At 31.4% G+C, this 18,182-nt stretch carries 21 protein-coding genes and 1 pseudogene; 3 read left to right on the plus strand and 19 right to left on the minus strand.

Annotated features, from left to right (window positions below):
* Positions 1-40 precede the first annotated feature (40 nt).
* Together HNR52_RS12270 and HNR52_RS05280 are read left to right on the plus strand one after the other, a co-directional pair.
* A complete protein-coding gene (locus HNR52_RS12270; protein ID WP_492226508.1) occupies positions 41-196 on the plus strand; it encodes a hypothetical protein in 156 nt (51 codons plus the stop codon).
* Complete coding sequence (locus tag HNR52_RS05280) at positions 186-1,409, plus strand: cation diffusion facilitator family transporter (RefSeq protein WP_013787678.1); 1,224 nt, start codon at positions 186-188, stop codon at positions 1,407-1,409. The genes HNR52_RS12270 and HNR52_RS05280 overlap by 11 nt, the downstream gene beginning before the upstream one ends.
* Positions 1,410-1,665: 256 nt before the next feature.
* Here the strand turns inward: HNR52_RS05280 and gcvH are convergent, their stop codons facing one another.
* The 6 genes from gcvH to HNR52_RS05310 all read right to left on the minus strand — a co-directional run bounded on the left by gcvH (position 1,666) and on the right by HNR52_RS05310 (position 4,558).
* Positions 1,666-2,043, minus strand: coding sequence for a glycine cleavage system protein GcvH (gcvH, locus tag HNR52_RS05285; protein ID WP_013787677.1), 378 nt, complete (start codon positions 2,041-2,043; stop codon positions 1,666-1,668).
* A 163-nt stretch (positions 2,044-2,206) separates the two neighbouring features.
* Positions 2,207-2,485: a sulfurtransferase complex subunit TusB gene (gene tusB, locus HNR52_RS05290; RefSeq protein ID WP_013787675.1), complete on the minus strand. Its 279-nt coding sequence runs from the start codon at positions 2,483-2,485 to the stop codon at positions 2,207-2,209.
* A gap of 12 nt (positions 2,486-2,497) precedes the next feature.
* On the minus strand, positions 2,498-2,857 hold the full coding sequence (locus HNR52_RS05295) for a DsrE family protein (protein WP_013787674.1): 360 nt from the start codon (positions 2,855-2,857) through the stop codon (positions 2,498-2,500).
* Positions 2,858-2,868: 11 nt separating this feature from the next.
* Positions 2,869-3,222, minus strand: a complete 354-nt coding sequence (locus HNR52_RS05300) for a DsrE/DsrF/TusD sulfur relay family protein (protein ID WP_013787673.1) — start codon at positions 3,220-3,222, stop codon at positions 2,869-2,871.
* Between the two features lie 52 nt (positions 3,223-3,274).
* Complete coding sequence (tsuA, locus tag HNR52_RS05305; protein ID WP_013787672.1) at positions 3,275-4,291, minus strand: thiosulfate transporter TsuA; 1,017 nt, start codon at positions 4,289-4,291, stop codon at positions 3,275-3,277.
* 24 nt (positions 4,292-4,315) lie between these two features.
* Positions 4,316-4,558, minus strand: a complete 243-nt coding sequence (locus HNR52_RS05310; RefSeq protein WP_013787671.1) for a sulfurtransferase TusA family protein — start codon at positions 4,556-4,558, stop codon at positions 4,316-4,318.
* 191 nt (positions 4,559-4,749) lie between these two features.
* Here HNR52_RS05310 and HNR52_RS05315 point away from each other — a divergent pair, with 191 nt between their 5' ends.
* The gene (locus HNR52_RS05315; RefSeq protein WP_013787670.1) at positions 4,750-5,643 is read left to right on the plus strand and encodes a LysR substrate-binding domain-containing protein; all 894 of its coding nucleotides are present in this window, start codon (positions 4,750-4,752) and stop codon (positions 5,641-5,643) included.
* A 151-nt stretch (positions 5,644-5,794) separates the two neighbouring features.
* On the opposite strand, the gene chrA is transcribed toward HNR52_RS05315, so the two are convergent.
* From chrA to HNR52_RS05375, 13 genes and pseudogenes are all read right to left on the minus strand, one after another.
* Positions 5,795-6,985, minus strand: coding sequence for a chromate efflux transporter (gene chrA / locus HNR52_RS05320; protein WP_435619905.1), 1,191 nt, complete (start codon positions 6,983-6,985; stop codon positions 5,795-5,797).
* Between the two features lie 305 nt (positions 6,986-7,290).
* Entirely contained in the window at positions 7,291-7,818 is a 528-nt protein-coding gene (locus HNR52_RS05325) for a flavodoxin family protein (protein ID WP_013787668.1), read from the minus strand.
* Between the two features lie 33 nt (positions 7,819-7,851).
* Positions 7,852-8,721, minus strand: a complete 870-nt coding sequence (locus HNR52_RS05330; RefSeq protein ID WP_435619906.1) for a damage-control phosphatase ARMT1 family protein — start codon at positions 8,719-8,721, stop codon at positions 7,852-7,854.
* 27 nt (positions 8,722-8,748) lie between these two features.
* Positions 8,749-8,991, minus strand: a complete 243-nt coding sequence (locus HNR52_RS05335) for a P-loop NTPase (RefSeq protein WP_049781441.1) — start codon at positions 8,989-8,991, stop codon at positions 8,749-8,751.
* 29 nt (positions 8,992-9,020) lie between these two features.
* Positions 9,021-9,341, minus strand: a pseudogene (locus tag HNR52_RS05340) (peptide deformylase); the annotation flags it as partial.
* Positions 9,342-9,353: 12 nt separating this feature from the next.
* Entirely contained in the window at positions 9,354-10,715 is a 1,362-nt protein-coding gene (gene scfB, locus HNR52_RS05345) for a thioether cross-link-forming SCIFF peptide maturase (protein WP_435619907.1), read from the minus strand.
* Positions 10,716-10,824: 109 nt separating this feature from the next.
* Complete coding sequence (locus HNR52_RS12275) at positions 10,825-10,986, minus strand: YrzR-like zinc ribbon domain (RefSeq protein WP_013787664.1); 162 nt, start codon at positions 10,984-10,986, stop codon at positions 10,825-10,827.
* Between the two features lie 119 nt (positions 10,987-11,105).
* Complete coding sequence (locus HNR52_RS05350; RefSeq protein WP_435619908.1) at positions 11,106-11,765, minus strand: hypothetical protein; 660 nt, start codon at positions 11,763-11,765, stop codon at positions 11,106-11,108.
* Positions 11,766-11,883: 118 nt separating this feature from the next.
* Positions 11,884-13,056: an ABC transporter permease gene (locus HNR52_RS05355; RefSeq protein ID WP_435619909.1), complete on the minus strand. Its 1,173-nt coding sequence runs from the start codon at positions 13,054-13,056 to the stop codon at positions 11,884-11,886.
* Positions 13,057-13,071: 15 nt separating this feature from the next.
* Entirely contained in the window at positions 13,072-13,764 is a 693-nt protein-coding gene (locus HNR52_RS05360; protein ID WP_013787661.1) for an ABC transporter ATP-binding protein, read from the minus strand.
* Between the two features lie 2 nt (positions 13,765-13,766).
* Positions 13,767-15,536 carry an efflux RND transporter periplasmic adaptor subunit gene (locus HNR52_RS05365; protein ID WP_435619910.1) on the minus strand — a complete coding sequence of 590 codons (1,770 nt, stop codon included), beginning with the start codon at positions 15,534-15,536 and terminating at the stop codon, positions 13,767-13,769.
* Between the two features lie 264 nt (positions 15,537-15,800).
* Complete coding sequence (gene rodA, locus HNR52_RS05370) at positions 15,801-16,898, minus strand: rod shape-determining protein RodA (protein ID WP_435619911.1); 1,098 nt, start codon at positions 16,896-16,898, stop codon at positions 15,801-15,803.
* Positions 16,899-16,948: 50 nt separating this feature from the next.
* Positions 16,949-18,079, minus strand: a complete 1,131-nt coding sequence (locus HNR52_RS05375) for a murein hydrolase activator EnvC family protein (protein WP_013787658.1) — start codon at positions 18,077-18,079, stop codon at positions 16,949-16,951.
* Positions 18,080-18,182: the final 103 nt, after the last annotated feature.

Here is an 18,182-nt window from a genome sequence, read left to right on the forward strand (position 1 = left end):
AATAATTTTTAAAAACGAAAGAAGGTAAACTATGGAGCCTATGAGGAAATTTAAATGTTATGACTGTGGATATCTTTGGGAAGTACCATATGGTACAGGAAGACAAATAGTATGCCCTAAATGTTTTTCTCGTAATATTAAAAGGATAAATCCTATGTGTCAAAATAATTTTTGGAGATGTAGGTATGGAAAATAAAAATTTAAGCAACAAAATCATATACTTAGTAACTACATATTCCATAATTCTTAATACAGCATTAGCTATAACAAAATATTTCTTAGGAAAATATTCTGGTAGTACTGCTCTCACAGCAGATGCTGTACATTCAGGCTTAGACGTATTTTCATCTTTTATAGTGTTATCAGGAATATATTTATCTTCAAGAAAAGTAAAAAACTACCCATACGGGCTTTATAAAATAGAAAATTTTACATCTGCATTTGTATCAATTTTAATTATACTAACTGCTTTTGAAATAGGTAAAGGTATTTTTGAAAATTCAAAATCTTTAAATTCCTCATTTGAAAGCAAAATTATAACTATAGCTATACTTTGTTTAATAACATTTGTCATATTTTTATACAGCAGATTTGAAAGAAAAATTGGAATCAAGTATAGTGCGCCTGGAATTATTGCTGATTCTGAACATATAAAATCAGATATGCTTTCAATGTTAGTTTTGGCAGTAAATATTTTATTGAATATATTCAAAATAAATATTGATAAGTACATAACAATGGCGATTGTTGTTCTTATTGCTTATTCAGGATGGAAATTGCTTAAAGAATCCATAATGGTATTGCTAGATGTAAGCATAGATTATAATACTATTGAAGAAATAAGAAGTATAATTATGTCATTCCCACAAGTAAGCGAAATAACAAAAATTAAAGGTAGAAAAGCTGGAAGATACATATTTATAGAAATTGATGTGAAATTCGATATAGTAACTTTAGAGGAAGCTCATAAATTATCAAATATGATAGAAGAAGAAATATATGATAATTTGCCTAATATTGATAGCATAACATTGCACTATGAACCTTACGAAAAGCAGCAAATTAAAATAGCTATTCCTCTGCAAAAGCCTGAGATTAAAGAAATTTCTAAAAAATTTGGTGAATCTCCATATTTCGCTTTTATAACATACGATTTAAAAGACAAAAAAATATTAAATCAAGAAATATGTAGCAATGAAAAAATAAATCTTTCGGAAAAAAGAGGAATTAATGTAGCATTATGGATATTAGAAAACAAAAAAGCAGATATAATTGTAGCATCACCAGATATATTTAATTCAGCACCATACTTTGTATTTAAAGCTAATAACAAAAAAATATATACAAGCGATGCTACAAATATAATAAATATTAAAGATTTTATAGACTGTGCCGTAGAAAGTATGTGAACCATCTCCATCCTATAGAGGATGGAGCTTTCTATTTCATTGACAGTTGTCTGCTGTTATTCACAACAGGTCTTACACAATCTGCAACCATAGGAGTGGAACAAATGAAAGCAAGTTTGAAGACATCAACTTCTTGCCACGATGCTATTATGTAGTAAAGTAGTATTGCCTTACTACGTTGAACACCATGAAAAAGGTGGTAAAAGCAAAATCAACAGAGGATACCATCTCATAAAAGCATCAAAAACCAATTTTATTATTTTCCCAATAATTTCTTATATTCCTCGGCTGTCATCAAATTCTCAAGTTGCAATTTGTTTTTAAGTTCCACTAGTACAAGCCAGCTATCATAAGGATCACTGCTTATTAAAGAGGGATCATCAATAATTTTATTGTTTATTTCAACCACTTTTCCGTCTACTGGTATATAAACTTCAGAAGCTGTTTTTGCTGATTCTAAAACTCCAAGTACATCACCAACAGTGAATTCCGTACCCACTTCTGGTAATTCAATGTATTCTATATCACCTATAGAATCCTGTGCATAATCAGTTATTCCTATATATACATTATTCCCTTCCAATTTAAGCCATACATGATTCTTAGAATAGTATAGTCCTTCCAAAACTATCACTTAAAAAACCTCCTTTTTTAGAAAATATTTTCTTCACTCAAAAAGCTATCAAACTTTGCTTTTGACAACTATTGTATTAAAAAATTACACTTTTCTTGCAATGAATTTAATAGATAAGCTTATCCTTTTAAGCATATCTACAAAATAATAGCCAATCATATTTCTAAGAAATTATTTTTTCATTCATTTCTATAAAATCAGCCCATCTTTCGTAATCTATCAAAGGAATTTGGCTTTCACTCTCTTCAAATCCTCTTGCAATAAAATCTTCCTTAAGCGCGAAAAGTTCAATCCCTTCTTTTATAAAGTTTTTTAGATTTTTTTCAATTGCAAAAATGACACCATCCTGTATAAAAATAACTTTATCCTGAGGCAATGCAAGCTTCAACAAAAATTCTGAAATTTTAGCATCTGGACTTTTCTTGACAATTATTAATGCCATATTTTTCCCCTCCTAAAAGAATACTACCTTATCGAAAGAATGTACGAACTCTGGAAGTTCTTCTTTTATCATGGTCTTTAAATTCCAATGAGGTTCAATTTCATTTTCTTCTATGCTATATTTTTCAAGTTCTTCTTTTACTGCATATACTTGGGTATTGTATTTCTCCAAATATTTAAATGTAATAGAGAGTGGCAAACATTCAATTATTTCTGGTTTACATTGTTTACGAACTGCCAAAACTGCCTCATTTAAAAAAAGTATAACAGGTTCAAGATCTTCTCCATACATTCCAAAAGCACTTCTCAATGCTTCATTAATCCATATACTTCCTGCAGGTGCATTGTATACTGCAAACAACACTTTTTTCATTCTATACCCCCCTATGGCAATAAATTAATATATCTATCTGATTTGTAAATAAGTGCGGCCATCTCTGGTACACCTGAAAAATCCGCGCCTTCAATTTTCATATCTTCTGTAACTCCTCTATACTGTGCACAAAGGCCGCAAATGTGAATCTCTACTTCCTTATCTGAAAGTTCTTGAAGTTTTGATGGAATCTTCCTATCAATTTTCATAGGTTTTATTAGTTTATTTGTAGCAATAACAGAATCAGCAAACAAAAATATTGAAATTTTATGCCCCCTATTCATTAGTACTTGTGCTAAATGAATCGCTGTATCAATATCCTCATTTGTATAAGGTGATACATTTACTTGTATTGTTATATGCATACTTGTTCACTCCTTTTAAGATTTCGTAGGAAGGGCAAAGCCCTTCCCCCATTTATCTTCTTTCAAAAAGAAACCATGCCATAAGCCAGTTGCCCAATACAACAAATATAGTGAACACTATTGAACTTATAGCCAGATGTGGAAGTCCAGAAAGAATATGCCCTATATTACATCCTCCTGCACTTCCGGCACCAAGCCCCATCAAAATACCTCCTAATGCCACCTGCACAAATGTTTTAGGATCTTTTGGAATCCTTAATTTAAATTCTTTAGAATAAAGTGCTGCTAAATATGCTCCGATTATAATTCCGACTATTTCCATACCGATCCAATTATACGGAATAGGCTGAGTTGGATCCAAATTAGCAGTAGTTGTTCTAAAAAGGTTTACCCAACCTCCTGTTATACCTAGAGGATAGCTTTTTTGTGATAGATATGCTATAATTCCAACAAGTCCCAATGCTATACCCGCTGTAATCCAATTAAAACCAGAAACATCTCTTTTTGTAGTTTTCCAAAATATTAGTATAATAAAAAGTAAAATTGTGAAAATTATTGCTACAATCCAAGGATTTATATTTAAAAGATTCGCCAAAGTTAAATTAACAATTCCGTCTTTCGCTGCATAAAATCCGCCTGGATTATTTGTAGTAGTTATGGCTTTACCCATCCAATTATTAACAAATGTTAAAGGTCCACCTCTTACTGCTGAAGCCGTAACTCCAAAAAACACCGCAGCAACAAAAGCAGTTATATATCCTTCGCCTATCCTGTAAGTAATACCACTAGCACATCCTCCTGCCAATACCATTCCCGCTCCAAACAAAAATCCTCCAACTATCTGAGCAAGTGGCACAAATGCTATTGGGCTTAATTTAATCCAGCCCATTTGTGCTGCAAATTGAAATCCTATTGTTTCTACCAATATTGCAAGCAAAGCTATTTTCATTAGATAATTGTCTTTTGTCATTTTGACATCCCTAATAGCAGAGTTAAAACAAATCCTACCTCTTTGCAAAACTATACCAAAAAGTATGCCTACAAAAAATCCTTGGAGCCTTGAATCCATAAGATCTCCCCCATTTTTTTATTTTTATAGCTTCTTAATTAAAATTCGCCATTCACTGGATCCAATTTCATCAATAGAGATAACCTCACCTCCTACTTCTTTAACCCCAGCCGGAATTCTCTCTTTTGAAAGTGCATAATCAATAAGTACTTCAAGAATTTCTCCTGATCTCATTTCCTTAAGTTTTCTTCTCGTGTCTACATCTGGAATTGGACATACTTCACCTCTCTCATCTAAAGTATATGTGGGTTTAACATCATTTCCCATTTTAATACCTCCTCATCATGTTATTATTTTAACATTTCAATTTTATTATACACTATATTTTTATTCTTTATGTTATTTAAAATTCTTATATAATATTAATTTTATTTATAACAAACTTTATAGTATAATAAAACTTAGCAAAATAAAACGTTGTACTGTGATAACTTTTTGTTAAAAAAGGTGGGATTACTGTGAATATTGAAAATTTGAGAGCATTTTATAAAACCGTATATCATAAGAACATTTCATTAGCAGCAAAAGAATTATATCTCTCCCAGCCGGCTATAAGTCAACAAATAAAAGCATTAGAGAAAGACTTAAAGGTTATTCTTTTAATGCGTAGCAACAAAGGAGTCATAACTACCCCACCTGGAGAATTAGTATATCAATATGCAGAAAGAATATTAAATTTATACGATAATATGATTAAAGATTTGGAATGCTTCGAAAATGACTGTACAAATAGACTCACAATTTCTTCCTGCCTGAATGTTGGTCAATATGCTTTACCTTGCTTAATTCACGAATTTAATCGAAGACATGAAAATGTTATAGTTAATGTAGATTACAATTTAACAGCAGAAGTAATCTATAACATTAAAGAAAAAGGTATAGATATTGGCTTTATAGAAGGTTGTTACACAGATGATGATATTTCATGCATTCCACTGGGAGAATTTAAAATGTACTTTGTTGCCAATGGTAATTGGAAAGAAAAAAGTTTGTCAAAAAACAAGTTATTTCGTTATAATTTTTTTATGCTGGACAAGAAGTGTACTCTAAGAAAAATAATTGAAAAAACACTTATAGACAATGGAATAGAAATTAAAAAACTAAAATTTGAATTGGAAACTCCGTCTATTGAATCGTTAAAATCAGCTGTAGCAGCAGGATACGGTCTATCTATTTTGCCATACATAGCAATAAAAAAAGAATTATATACTAAGATCTTATCTATAGTCCAGGTTGAAGACATAGAATTTAAATATATTTATTCAATCATATACAATAAAAAGATTTACAAAAAATCCAAATCTGATTTCATCGACTTTATAAAAACCAGCGGTAAAAACTTTTTCTGCTAAAAATGATTATATTTATAAAATGATTCAATTACAATAAATTCATTTTTAAAATTGCTAATAATAAACTTACCTAATATTTGCTTGCTGGTGCAAGTAAATATTAGGTAAAACAAGCTGAGAACAATAAGAAGCCATATTTAAAACTAATTATCTAAAACACATAATACAATATAATGTATAATCCGGTACCACATAAAATAACCCATTTAGCATCCAATTTTGTAAAACGTAGAGCAAGAAAAGACAATATAAACAATGCAACAGTATAAAAATCTATAAGAGAATGTCTGCCGGAATTTATTACTACTAATGTCATAAGACCTACAAATGATGATAATAAGCCTTCTAATGCTGAATTAACATATTTATTTGTTTTAATTTTCGTATATATACCAAAAGTTACTACTACTAATAGAAAAGATGGAGCAAAAATAGCTAAAGTAGCAACTAACGCACCTAATAAACCCATCACTTTATATCCAATGAAAGTTGCTGTAATAACTATTGGGCCAGGAGTCATTTGTCCTAAAGCAACACCAACCATAAATTGATCAATACTTAACCAATGATGTATATTAACAACTTCTTGTTGAATCAAAGGTAGCATTGTAAAGCCATTTCCAAATACTAAAGCACCAATCTTAAAAAAAACTTCAAACATACTTGATAATTCTTTAGAAAAAACAGTTGACAGAAAAAATAATAAAATTAATCCAGAAATAATTATAAAATCAACCCAATTTACTTCAGTTCTTGACTTCACAAAATTATTCGCTTTTTCAAGATCACTATTATTTCTTAACAATATTATTCCTAATAATGCAGAAATAAATAAAATTAAAAATATATTATTATAAAATATAGAAATTATAAAGGATATTAAAGCTATAGTAATTGTTCGAATATTGTTTGTAGCAGTTTTAGCTAAATCAAATACAGCATTTAATATTAGCGCAACAACTATAGCACCAAGGCCTTTAAATATAATACTTACAAATGTTAAGGTTTGATATTTAAAATAGACCCAAGATAATATTACCATAATAAAAAACGGAGGCAATATAAATCCGATAAAACTTGCTATTGCACCTAGTAATCCTTTTAATTTATATCCAATATATATAGTGAGTGAAACAAATGTAGCTCCTGGTATCAATTGTGCTAATGCAAGACCTTCAAGAAATTCTCTTTCACTAAGCCAATTAGATTTTTTTACAATGTTCTTTTTCGCTTCCACCATCATAGCTGGTCCAAAAGCTATAAAACCCATTTTAAAAAAAGATATGAATATTTGCCATAATGTTATGCTTTTACTATTTTGTATGAGATTTTCATTATTCATATTTATCATTCCCTTTCTTTTATTCTCGCTTTTGGTATGGTATTATCCATCTTTATTGGCTAATAAATAGTTATATACCCAAACTTCGCACTTGTAAAAGTAGCTCTGTACCTTGATAATTCAATATTATTTAGCTATAAAAAGCATGAGACCTTCACTTTGGTATAATTAAATTATACCAAAAATAAACCAATTGGAGGCTCATGCTATAAATAGTTAGTGTGCATAATTGTATGAATTTCTATATTTTTTCTGGCAAGGTATTAAGCTTTAAGGGAACAGAATAATTATTTATGCGCAAAATTTTAGCCATTCAATAATTCCAAAATCCTGTATCCTAATCTTTCTGCTGCTCCCACTGCTTCTACATCCAATTCTATATCGCCTTTTTCATAGCCAATTCCTGAAACCCCTCTATTTGCTACAATCATTTCATGTTTCAAAAAGAAAGCATTAATTGCTGTTATTGCACTTTCTGCTCCATATTTGCGTCCAACAACAATAGTCCCGCCTATTTTATTTCTTAGGTCACCCTTTATACACCATGTACGATCTATAAATGTCTTAAGCTGGGCCGATACATTATTGAAGTAAACTGGAGTACCTAAAACTATCCCATCACTTTCTAACATTTTTGGAATCAATTTTTCATTCATGTCATCTTTAACTGGACATATGCCCGTCTTTTGGCAAACCCAACATGAATTACAATATTTTATATTATAATCTGAAAGCCTAATAAGTTCTCCTCCTGTTATTTCTAACGAAATGTTTAAAAGATATTCTGTATTTCCATCCTTTCTCGGACTTCCTGAAATATATAAAATGTTCATTGGCAATCTCCTTTCAAACAACGATACTTTAGTTTAGATATTATATTTTATCACTGCATCCATTACTTCTACGTTGAGATCTTTTGATATAACAGGGCACTTTGATATTAGCATAAAAAATATATTTTTATTTTCACTTAATCCTTCATAATTAGCTTGACCTTTTGAAATTACAATGTCATAATTTTTAATCCAACCTTTTACTTCTTTATCTTTTCTATTCGGTCCTGTATCTTTCATGCCATTTCCAATTTTATAAAAAGTTATATTTGGAAATTTATCTATCCCTACTTCATATACATCATCCATCATTGCATCATTAATTATTGGTCCACCTTTTATTACAAATGCAATTTCTTTAAAAGGTTTGTTCCTTATATTTATCATCTCTTCAATAAATATTTTGTCAAAAACTATTTCACCAGAATTGTCAGCAAAAAAAAGAAGATTGTCATATATTAATATTTTGTTAAGTAGTATATCAAAATCATCAATTGCTAATTTTTTATTTAACACATCATTTATAGTTTTATCTAAATCGAATTCAGATGATGGTCCAAAATCAATAATATTCCCTGCTATTGAAAGTTTTGCAGCAGTATAAAGTCGCTTTTCCATATCGTCAATTTTATTTAACTGACTCTTTAACGAAGGATATAATTTTAGCGCCATGTTATTACTTTCTTTTTTTATATCTTTGTACGGATCTAATATTCTGGTTTCTTCTCTAATTAAATTATAAATTTGATTTACTATCTCATCATGTGAAGTATCCCAGTTTTTATCATATAAAAACTTTATAACCTTTTTTAATATGATAATGCGTTTTTCTTCTTCCTGATCTTTTGTTGCAAATAATGTCTGCTTCAGAAAACACGGTATACATTCTAAATAAAGCTTCATTTTGATACCCTCTTTACTTGCATTCCATTAAAGTGATTCTAACGCTTTTATGCCAATTTCCAAATAGCTTCCACTAACTTTTTCAATCTCTCCTCTATCGCACAACTCCGCAATATGTTGATCAATAGGTATTCTTCCTAAAAACGGTATGTTCATTTCTTTTGCAATTTCTTCCGTTTTGCTTTCACCAAAAACATTTATTCGCTCACCGCATTTGGAACATACAATATAGCTCATATTTTCCACAATACCTAAAATTGGTATATTCATTGTTTTTGCCATATTAAATGATTTTTTAACTTAACTCTAACTTTTGCAGGTCTTATTACTTCTCCTGTTACATTAGGTACACTTAGACATCCTTCTACATCTATTTGTTCACCTTCTTCTAAAATTATTTCTGGATTTATTAGCTCAATAAGACCTTCCCCAATATCTACAACAACCAACCTTCTTAAAATCCCAATTTGATTTGCAGCTAAGCCAACTCCATCTGCATTGTACATTGTTTCAGCCATGTCCTCTAAAATCATTAATATGTGTTCATCTATTTTTTCAACCTGTTTTGCTTTTTTATACAATATTGGATCTCCAATTTCCCTTATATATCTTAATGCCATAAAAAACCCCCATTATAATTGTATATTATTAAGAGCAGCTTGTACCATTATAGCACACTCTATTCTTTTCTTTTGCAATATGCAAGCAATCTCATTTGGTTTTGAAATATCTTTATTTGTAAAGTATGCGTTAGCGTGACATCCACCCGAGCAAAACAACTTAGCCCAACAATTTTTGCACTCTTCTTTAGCAAAAATATTGTTGTTCTTAAATTTATCTTTTAATTCTATATTTGTAATACCATCATCTATATTACCAATAACAAATTCTTCTTGCCCCACAAATTGATGGCATGGATAAATATTTCCTTCTGGCGATACAGCTAAATATTCATATCCAGCTCCACATGCAGTAATTCTTTTTAAAAGACACGGCCCATTGTATAAATTTAGATTGAAATGATAAAAGCGAAACGACTTTCCACTTTTTAATCTTTTTATATATAATTTTGCAAGATTTTCATATTCATCTAATATTTCTGGCAAATCACTTTCATCAAAATAAATTTCATCCCCTGTTCCAACAACAGGTTCAACAGATATTTCTTTAAATCCTAAATCAGCTAAATGAAATACGTCCTTTGAAAAATCTTTATTCTTTTTTGTAAATGTACCACGTATAAAATAACTTTTACCATTTCTTTCTTCAACAAGCTTTTTAGCTAAAGGAACTATTTTATCATAGCTTCCATTTCCAGATGCATAATGTCGAATTTCGTCATGTATTTCTTTTCTCCCATCAATACTTATTACTACATTATCCATATTTTCATTTAGAAATTTTATTTTTTCATCATCCAGCAATGTTCCATTAGTAGTAATTGTAAAATAAAATTTCTTGTTAAATTTATCTTCCAGAGAGCGACCATAATCTACAGTTGCTTTTACAACATCAAAATTCAAAAGCGGTTCTCCACCGAAAAAGTCGATCTCGATATTGCGCCTTCCTGAAGAATTTTTCACCAAGTAGTCAACCGCTTTAAACGCAACTTCTTTGCTCATTAATTTTCGGCCAGTATTGTAATCTCCTTTTTGAGCAAAGCAATACTCACATCTTAAGTTACAATCATGAGAAACATGTAAGCACAACGCTTTAACACTATCCTTAGCAGTAAAATGTGAAGCAGCTTCTTCAAGATTTATTAATGGAGCAAAAAGCAAACCTTCATTTTCTAATTCTTTTAATTCATTATACGCTTCTTTGATTTCATCTATTGAATACTTGCTTTTCAAATCATCAACTATTTCTTCGTATGAAGGAAGTTTACTTCTTCCTTTCAAGATACCATAGCCTATATCATCAAGCATATGTATAGCTCCACTGTTTTCATCAACAGCGAATTTATATCCATTTAATGAAAAAGTATGTACCAATTTAAGACCTTCTTCCTGTTTTTATTAACATATGTCTATATCTACATTTAATATATTATTTTTTTAATCATATGTCAATATAAAAAGGGTATGCATGTTCATACCCTTTTTATATTACGTACTGTACTTTTTTAATACGCCCTTCTTGATCATACAATTTTATTATGAATTTATCGCCCTTTACTTTTATTTCACAAAAACACTCTCTGCAGAAAAATAAATTACCTCCAATTTTACCGACATTTTTACTTTTACAATTAGGACACCTCATTTTGATTACCTCTTTTTACAATGATTCTCTATTTTAAAAATGCAGCCTAACCTAATGTTAGGCTGCTTTATAGGGAGGTTATATTAATTATGTTATGTCCTTTGTAATCATTATTAATATCATAATGTGTTAGAAGCATCTGAATTTACTGTCGTGGTGCTTGTAGGAGTATTTTTTTTGCTTCCTTTTAAGTCATTAAGTATTTGTTGCTCTTGCGTCGATGTTATTTGATTCTTCTTAACTGCTTCATCAAGCACTTTTTTAAATCTTCCCATAAAACTAAATTTTTCGTGTACCACACCCATGTACTTCTTCAAATAACGTGTGACAAATTGTGGATAGCCATTTCCATCCCATTTATTGACTTTATCGGTAAAATTCTTAATAAGAGTATTAGCTTTGTCTTGTGTAATCTTGCCATTCTTTACTTGATTATTAACGATATTTGTAAAATCATCAATAAGCGTTTGCTTTTTTTGATCTAAAGTCATATTGTTAAAATCTTCTATCTTCTGCTCAGCAGTATTTATTTTAGCCAAAATCTTGTTTTCCTCATCTTGACTAATCTTGCCTTGACTATACTTCTCTTCAATTTTTGTCTTAAGATTTTCTAAAGTTTGTATTGGGTCAAACTTTTTGTTAATCTTAACTGTTTGACTTGTTGAAGAACTTGAATTAACCTGTGAAGATGATGTCGATGTATCCGCAAAGGCTATTGATGTCAAAAGAACCGTGCCTATAACAGCAGTCGCTATGATTTTTTTGCTTTTCCCTGTCATAAAAAATCCTCCTTATGTTTTATTAAATTTTATTTTAAATTCATTATAGCCCAAAATTTTTAACAAACTGTTAAATAAGTGTATATTTTTTGTTAATGTTTATTTCCATTGCCATTCTTTACTCGTATCGCAAAGCCTCAATCGGTTTAAGCCCTGCTGCTTTATTAGCAGGATATATCCCAAAGAATAATCCTATTAAGAGGGAAAACGAGAATGATATTAATATCGTATTTACAGATGGGCTTACTGTCATGTTCATGAAGTGTCCCATAAGATACGATGCTATAAATCCAAAGATTACTCCTACTATCCCTCCTACTCCGCTTATGGTCAGCGATTCTATCATAAACTGCAGCAGTATATCCCTTTTCTTAGCTCCTAATGCTTTTCTTATACCTATTTCTCTCGTCCTTTCTGTGACTGATACTAACATTATGTTCATTATGCCTATGCCACCTACTATTAATGCTATACCTGCTATTCCACCTAACATCATGGACAATGTGTTGCTGACGCTGTTTACTGTTGATAATAGGTCTGATTGGTTTAATATCCTATATGCGTTTGTGTCGCCTTTGAATATGGTGTTTAGCATGTTTTCTACGTGGTACTGTGCTATGTTTACGTATTGTTCTGATGATGCGCTTAGGTATATCTGAGTTATTCCTCTGTTTCTCTGAAATACGAACATCGTCTTTATCGGGATGAATATTGAGTCATCATAGGAGTTTGATATTGATGATCCTCCTGATGCTAATACTCCTACTACTGTGAAGTTGTTTCCATCCAATTGTATTGTTTTGCCTAATGGGTCTGTGAATCCAAATAGGTCACTGGCTACGTTGCTGCCTATTACTGCTACTTTTTGCCTCATGTCATTGTCTATTGATAGTATGAACCTGCCTTCAGCAAGTTTTAAATTTCTCAGTGTCGCATAGTTTTCATTTACTCCGCTTATGTTTTCTTCGTATGATTGGTCACCGTACTTGGCATATGCATTGGCACTCATTATTGGGGATATTTGCGATATGTACGGTGAGTCTCCTATTGACATGGCTTGGCTGTATGACAACGATGTGTCCATACCCCTGCCCATTATTGATACCATTATCAGGTTTGAACCCATGCTTTTTATTTGTGATGTTACTCCTTCTGTGGCTCCTTGTCCTAAACTTACCAGTCCTATTACTGACATTACGCCTATTACTATTCCAAGCATGGTTAGAAATGATCTAAGTTTGTTGTCTATTATGCTTTTTAAGGACATTTTTATTGCCTGCATCAATGCCATTCTACGCACTTCCTTTTATTCATATATTTTGCCGTCCATTATTTTTACAGTCCTTTTTGCTTGGTTTGCTACGTTTATGTCGTGGGTTATGAGTATTATGGTGTTGCCTCTTTCGTTTAATTCTTTTATTATCTTCATGACTTCTTTTCCACTTTGGGAGTCTAAATTTCCTGTCGGTTCGTCTGCCAGTATAAGATGCGGATTGTTAGCTAAAGCTCTTGCTATTGCTACTCTCTGCTGCTGTCCTCCTGATAGCTCTGTAGGTTTATGGTGTATTCTTTTTTCCAGACCTACCATGGTAAGGAGCTCTACTGCTCTATTGTACCTTTCTTTTGCAGGTATGCCTTTGTATATCATTGGAAGTTCTACATTTTCTAATGCTGTAAGTTTTTGAAGTAGATTGAAACTTTGGAATATAAATCCTATTTCACTGGATCTTAGTTCAGCCAGTTTGTTTTCATTTAACTTGCTTGTGTCGTTTCCGTTTAGGTAGTATTCTCCTTCTGTCATTACGTCTAAACACCCTATTATATTCATCAATGTGGATTTTCCTGAGCCTGATGGTCCTACTATTGACACAAATTCTCCTTCGTCTACGGTTAAGTTTATATTGTCCAAAGCTTTTACTTCGTTGTCTCCCATCTTGTATATCTTGGATAGGTTTCTCATGGTTATGACATTTTTGCTTAATTTGCCGTTATTCTCCATAGCTAATTTCTACCCCTATTCCCACCAGATTGTTGTCTCACTGTAAAACCGGCTCCTCCTGCTCCACCGCCAAAGCTTCTACTGCCAAAATTGCCGCCACCACCAAATCCGCCAAAACCACTGTAATTGCTACTGCCATTTGATGAAGTTGCTGCAGCACCAAATATCAATACTTTATCGCCTTCGTTTAATCCACTTACTATCTCTATATATTTATCGTTGTAAAGACCTGTTTGAACTTGTCTTATATTTCTTCTTCTGCTACTATTATTCGAATTATTTTCATTATATAATATCACGTATTTGTTATTTCCATTAGTCTGAACTGCTTCAATTGGTAATAGAAGTGCATTATTCTTCTCTGCCACGATTATCGAAGCATTCATTGTTTGTCCTAACTTCAACTTATCTGTATACGGCAATGATACAGTCACATCATAAGAAGCCACATTATTTTGTATAGTTGGAATAGACGATATTTCCGTAACCGTTCCATCAAAAGTTTCTCCAGGTAAATCGTCTGTTGTCAAAGTAACTTTTTGCCCAACTTTAATCTTGCTAATATCGGTTTCGTCTATAGGTACATCTACAGAATAATTACTGTCATTGATTATCACGGCCGTTTCCGCTTGGCTTGTCAGCGATGATAAACTGCTTACAGCAACATTGCCACTGCTGTTGGAGCTACTACTGTTGTTATTGCTTGAACTTGTGCTGCTACTTGCAGATGCACTGTAAGAATTTGAACCAAGCTCATCTCCTTCATTTATATTTTGTGAAATGATGACACCATCAATAGGTGCATATATGCTTAAATTATTTAGCTGACTCTGCAGATTATTGTAATTGTTTTGAGCCTGCTGCAGATTCAACTGATCTCTTTTTATTGCCGTATCATCTACATTAGTTGTCAATGTTGCTAATATCGTACCAGCATTTATTTTTTGTCCTTGCTTTACATTGACGCTTGCTACAGTTCCTTGTATTTGTGATGAAACTATATTAGTTGTTTTGACGCTAAGTGTGCCATCTTGAATCGCTCTTTCATCACCAGCACTTGTATGTACTGTAACTTGCACTTTACTTCCATCTGTCAATGCACCTGGGTTTGGCAATGTTACTGTTACATAGTAATACGGTGCACCATTGACAGGTATGGCTTGCGTTGAAACATCTGTCACAGTACCAGTTACTGTTGCAAAAGAGTCATATAAATATATATCTGCGCTTTGTCCAACCTTTATGTCGTTTATCTGGGAACCATTAAAGGGCACTCTCACAGTCGCATTGGAATAATCAGCAATTGTAGCTATAGTTGTTCCGGGATTGACGTTTTGCCCTGTTGAAACATTTACACTATCAACAATTCCTGAATATGGCGATACAATATTCTGATTTGACACAGTATTATTATATGTTTTAGTATCATTATCAAGCTGCTGTTGAGCAAGCTGTACACTTATAAGAGCATTTTGTACCTGTTCGTTTAAATTGTCGTCTTCTATTTGATAAAGTAACTCACCTGCTTTTACCTTATCGCCAACTTTGTGATAAACTTTTGCCACTGTACCATTGCCTTTTAACGTTATCACCCTTTTATCAACATCAAGATTTCCTGAACCGTCTATATGCATAACTATATTTCCCCTTGTTACTGTGGCGTATGGAGCTCCTGATGTTTTCTGAGTGTTTTTTACCTTTGTAAAATAATAAGCTGTGCTGCCAACAATAAGGACTAAGGCAACAATGATGGCAATGTATTTCTTTTTCATCCTATCCTTCCTTTCTGGTAAAAAATATTAATCAGTACTTAACTATTAATTATACACTTTAGTTTTAAAAAATTGTTGAATAATTTGTTAACTTTTTGTAAGAAAATAATATTAAAAAGTAAAATGCAGCCCACAAGAATTCGGGCTGCTATTAATTATTAATAAGGGAGGTCAAGGAGAGGCTTTAACTTTCGAATATAATTATATAGTCTATTTGTGAAAAAATTATGAACAATGTGTAAAAATTTATTTAAAATAATTTATTCAAAAGTTAATTTTATTTTTTCTCATGCCAATATTTATCAACAATCCTATTGACATCATGTTAACAATCAGCGAAGTTCCTCCATAGCTAACAAATGGTAGAGGTATCCCCGCTATCGGCATTATGCCTAATGCCATCCCAATATTTTCAAAGACATGAAACGCAAACATTGATAGTATTCCAATCGAAATTAGTCTTCCAAACTTATCCTTAGCATTATATGCGATTTTCCAAGCTCTATATAGTAACAAGCTATATAGTAAAATCAAAGTTACTGAACCAATAAATCCTAATTCTTCGCTTAACGCTGAAAAAATAAAATCTGTTTGTGACTCTGGTAAAAAAAACAATTGTGTCTCTGTTCCATGAAATAATCCCTCACCCCAAAACATACCTGATCCAACAGATATAATCGACTGTATAACATGATATCCAGCACCTAAAGGATCAAGGTTTGGATTTATAAATGATAAAAGCCTTTTCCGCTGATATGGTTTTAATAGCTTATACACTATTGGCATAACTGCTATACTAGAGCCAATTAATTCTGAAAACACTCTGAACCTTATTCCTGATATAAAAATCATACCTATAAAAATTACAATAAATACCAGCGCCGATCCAAGGCTATGTTGCAATATAACAATGATTGAAGGTATAATTACCAAAATAAGCGGATAAATCAATTCTTTAAAATTTGTAATTTCATCTTTATCTTTTAAATAACTGGCCAACGTAATTATTAAAAAAACTTTTGATATTTCGACAGGTTCTAAAGATATTGGACCAATTACAATCCACGTCTTAGCACCATTGATCTCTTTGCCTATCAAAAAAACAGAAACTAATAATAAAATGTTTAATATATAAAGCTGTAAAGAATAATTCGATAATAAGTTGTAGTCAAAAAGTGTGATTACCAAAAGAGCAATAACACCTATTGCTATTGAAACTGACTGGGTTATGGTCTGTTTTAAAGAGCCTGTTGCTGCAACATGAGATGCGCTTGTAATTACAATTACTCCTATAATCGATATTAGAATAGCTAATGTAAATAAAACAAAATCAAAATTTTTTATAAGTTTTCTATCAAGCATGATAAATCTCCTCAGTTACCTAAAACATTTGTTTTTTTACAATCAGTATTTCATTTCAAGTATAACAACGGATTAACTGGAATACCATTAACGTAAACACCAAAATGACAATGAGGACCCGTAGCCCATCCTGTATGCCCGGAATACGCAATAATCTCTCCTTTTGACACTCTTTGACCAACGACAACAAGCAATTTTTCATTATGGGCATAAAGTGTAGATATTCCATTTCCATTATTAATTATTACTACATTGCCATAACCTTCCATTAAACCTGAATAACTGACAATTCCGTCTGCAGCAGCACGAATTGGTGTTCCATCAGGAACTCCAATATCTATTCCTGGATGAAAATCATTTGGCTTCCCAGTATATGGATTTATACCTCTATAGCCAAATGGAGAAGTTATTGGACCGATACAAGGCCAAGCTAACTTACCATTTGAATTTGCATTTATTTTTCCATCTAAAGATTTTTCCTGCTCACTTCTTATTATATTCTCTATTTGTTGTGATTCTCTCTCAAGTTCTTTTTCCCGCTCTTGTATATATTGGCTTTGCTTATCCAAACTTCTCATTATTCCCTCTCGAGATACTAATGCATACTGTAAATCTCTATTTCTATCTTGCAAAAAATTTTCCTGTTTTTTTATTGTTTGCTGTAAAGAAACCATCTGATTTTCTTTCTGTTTAATTACTAAAGTTTGTTTATGATAGTCAATAAGCAAATTATTATCAAAACTTAGAAGGCTTTTTATCAATTCTAATCTGTTCAAAAAATCATCTATATTTTTCGAATTAAACAATATATCTAAATAACCTACTTGTCCACATGTATAAATTGCATGTACTTGTTCTTTCAATAACTCTTTTTGCTTATTTTCGGTATCTTTTGCATTATTAAGTTCTGCTTGTATAGAATTTAATTTTAAATTCAAATCATAAAGACTTAATTCTGTGCTGTTTAATTGTTTTTGAGTATCACTAATTTTTTTATCTAAATCTTGTAATTCATTTGAAACTTCCTTTTTTTGACCGTTTATTTGAGATTGTTCTGTTTTATACTCATTCAAAGATTTTTGAATATTGTTTAATTGACTTTGCTGATCAGCCATAGGAAATGTAACAATCTGCATCACTTCTACTATAATTAATAAAAATACAATCTTCCTAAGCGACAAATTACTTCTCCTCCCTCTATAATCTTTGATTTTCTTTTAATATCTCACTCATTCTCAGATTCTCACAATCTTCAAAGAAGCCCTCATGTATATCAATGCTATT

The organism is Thermoanaerobacterium thermosulfurigenes, from assembly GCF_051201035.1.
Classification (GTDB): Bacteria; Bacillota; Thermoanaerobacteria; order Thermoanaerobacterales; family Thermoanaerobacteraceae; genus Thermoanaerobacterium; species Thermoanaerobacterium thermosulfurigenes.